This window comes from Azoarcus sp. TTM-91 (assembly GCF_012911025.1).
Lineage (GTDB): Bacteria > Pseudomonadota > Gammaproteobacteria > Burkholderiales > Rhodocyclaceae > Azoarcus.
Genome location: NZ_WUEI01000243.1, coordinates 1 through 1,939 on the forward strand (window position 1 = coordinate 1; position 1,939 = coordinate 1,939).

Here is a 1,939-nt window from a genome sequence, read left to right on the forward strand (position 1 = left end):
GCCCAAGCCCCCGTCACCCTCACCCCCGAAGAACGCCAGCCCTGCGAAGTGTGGACGCGCGTCATGGGCTACCACCGCCCGGTCGCCAGCTTCAACATCGGCAAGAAAGGCGAGCATGCCGAGCGCCGCTTCTTCTCCGAGCGCCACTGCGGCCAGCGGCGCTGACCCGACCCGCATGGAAACCCTGCGCATAGGCGGCCTGACCCCGCTCACCACGCTGGACTTCCCCGGCCGGCTGGCGGCGGTGGTGTTCTGCCAGGGCTGCCCCTGGCGCTGCGGCTACTGCCACAACCGCCACCTGATCCCGGTGGCCGCCCCCGCCGCCATGCGCTGGAACGAAGTGCTCGCCTTCCTGGAGCGCCGCCGCGGCCTGCTGGACGGCGTGGTGTTCTCCGGCGGCGAGCCCACGCTGCAGGCCGCCCTGCCCGAGGCACTGCGCCAAGTCCGCGCCCTGGGCTTCGAAACCGCGCTGCACACCGGCGGCATGTATCCCGAGCGCCTCGCCGGCGCGCTGCCGCTGCTCGACTGGGTGGGGCTGGACATCAAGGCGCCCGCACAGCGCTACCCGGCCATCACCGGTGCCAGCGGGAGTGCGGAGCGCGTCGCCCGCTCGCTGGACCTCCTGCTCGCCAGCGGCGTCGCCCACGAATGCCGCACCACCTGGCACCAGGGCCTGTTCAGCGAGGCGGAATTGCGGGAACTGGGCACTGACCTCAAGCGGCGCGGCGTACGGCAATGGCAGATCCAGGCCTGCCGGCCAGCGGCTTGACGTGGCCGGCAGGGCGCAAGGTCGTCCGCTCCCGGGGAGCGCAGTCACCCGCCACCGCCCGGCAGCAGGCCGGCGATGGTCGATACCTCGCCCGCGCAGCCTGCTGTGGCGGACACGGACCACACGCCGCCCGTACCGGAAGCGCCCGGGCACATCGACTCGACCTGGCAGCGCAGCACTCTCGTCGAGACGCCCATCGGGCACAAGCATGCACGGTCATCCCTCGGCAACGCTCGACGCCCCACTCATGCTTCCGCCAGCACTACCCCGGCCCTTACCGGCGGGGCGGGCCAGCGACTCATACGCTGGGCCGGATGATCCGGCGCAGCGGGCGTTACGGCGCACAAACTCCTCGGCAGCGTTCAACGCCCCTTCAGGGCCCGATCGTGGCCCCGGCCCGCGCTGGCGGGCAGGCCAGTGACTGCCGGCGCTCACCGGCATAGCCCTGCCATATGTGCTGCGCCTGCGCCCTGTCGCGCCGGGCAAGGGCCTCGCCCAGCGCGGTGGCGATGGCGGAGAACAGCGCGGCCTCCTTGCGCTGGTAGGCCGGGCCGCCGGCCAGCAGCAACTTTTCGCGCAACAGCATCACCAGTTCGCAGGCATGGCGGTTGCCGGCGGATTGCAGCAGAGCCTCGTGGGAGAGGGGTGCGGCGCCCTCCTTCTCCTTCAGCGCTGCTTCGTTCAACGCGAAGCCTTCCAGCACCTCGAGCACGTCCAGCAGCGCCGCCACATCCGCGCCGGAGAAGGCCGCCACGCAGCAGCCGCGGCGCGGCTCGATCTGCAGCAAGCCCTGATGCGCCAGCACCTTCAGCGCCTCCCGCACCGGCGTGCGGCTGACGCCATAGCCCTGCGCCAGCGTGGCCTCGTCCAGCGGGCAGCCGGGCGCCAGTTCGTGGGCGAGGATGCGCTCGCGCAGCGAGGCGGCGATGGCTTCGTAGAGCGCGTAGGGGCGCAACAGGGCTTCGTCCATTTCGGGGTTCTCCGTTTGCCGGCCTGGGGGTGGTGAATCGGGACCGGGCCCGTCAAAGTGTTTGCAGCAAGTTCGAGCAGATCGCCGCGCGGCGCCTCCCGCAGGCAACTACCGCCTCGCGGCTGGGTCCGCTCCCTCCCCCTCGCGGGGCTGGGGAGAGGGGGAGCGCCCGTCAGGGCGCCAAGCGGTCGTCTGAGCAC

General features: G+C 72.0%; 3 protein-coding genes. 2 read left to right on the top strand and 1 reads right to left on the bottom strand.

The window, feature by feature from the left end; all coding sequences use genetic code 11:
• Together nrdD and GRF61_RS23970 are read left to right on the top strand one after the other, a co-directional pair.
• The coding region (gene nrdD / locus GRF61_RS25145) for an anaerobic ribonucleoside-triphosphate reductase (protein ID WP_169153128.1) at positions 1-165 on the top strand (165 nt) is incomplete at its 5' end.
• A gap of 10 nt (positions 166-175) precedes the next feature.
• Entirely contained in the window at positions 176-769 is a 594-nt protein-coding gene (locus GRF61_RS23970) for an anaerobic ribonucleoside-triphosphate reductase activating protein (RefSeq protein ID WP_169153129.1), read from the top strand.
• A 373-nt stretch (positions 770-1,142) separates the two neighbouring features.
• On the opposite strand, the gene GRF61_RS23975 is transcribed toward GRF61_RS23970, so the two are convergent.
• Positions 1,143-1,739, bottom strand: a complete 597-nt coding sequence (locus tag GRF61_RS23975) for a GntR family transcriptional regulator (protein ID WP_169153130.1) — start codon at positions 1,737-1,739, stop codon at positions 1,143-1,145.
• Positions 1,740-1,939 lie beyond the last annotated feature (200 nt).

Excerpts from the sequence above, each read along its gene's own strand:
- GRF61_RS23970 (WP_169153129.1), top strand. The coding sequence starts at position 176 with ATGGAAACCCTGCGCATAGGCGGCCTGACCCCGCTCACCACGCTGGAC.
- GRF61_RS23975 (WP_169153130.1), bottom strand. The coding sequence starts at position 1,739 with ATGGACGAAGCCCTGTTGCGCCCCTACGCGCTCTACGAAGCCATCGCC.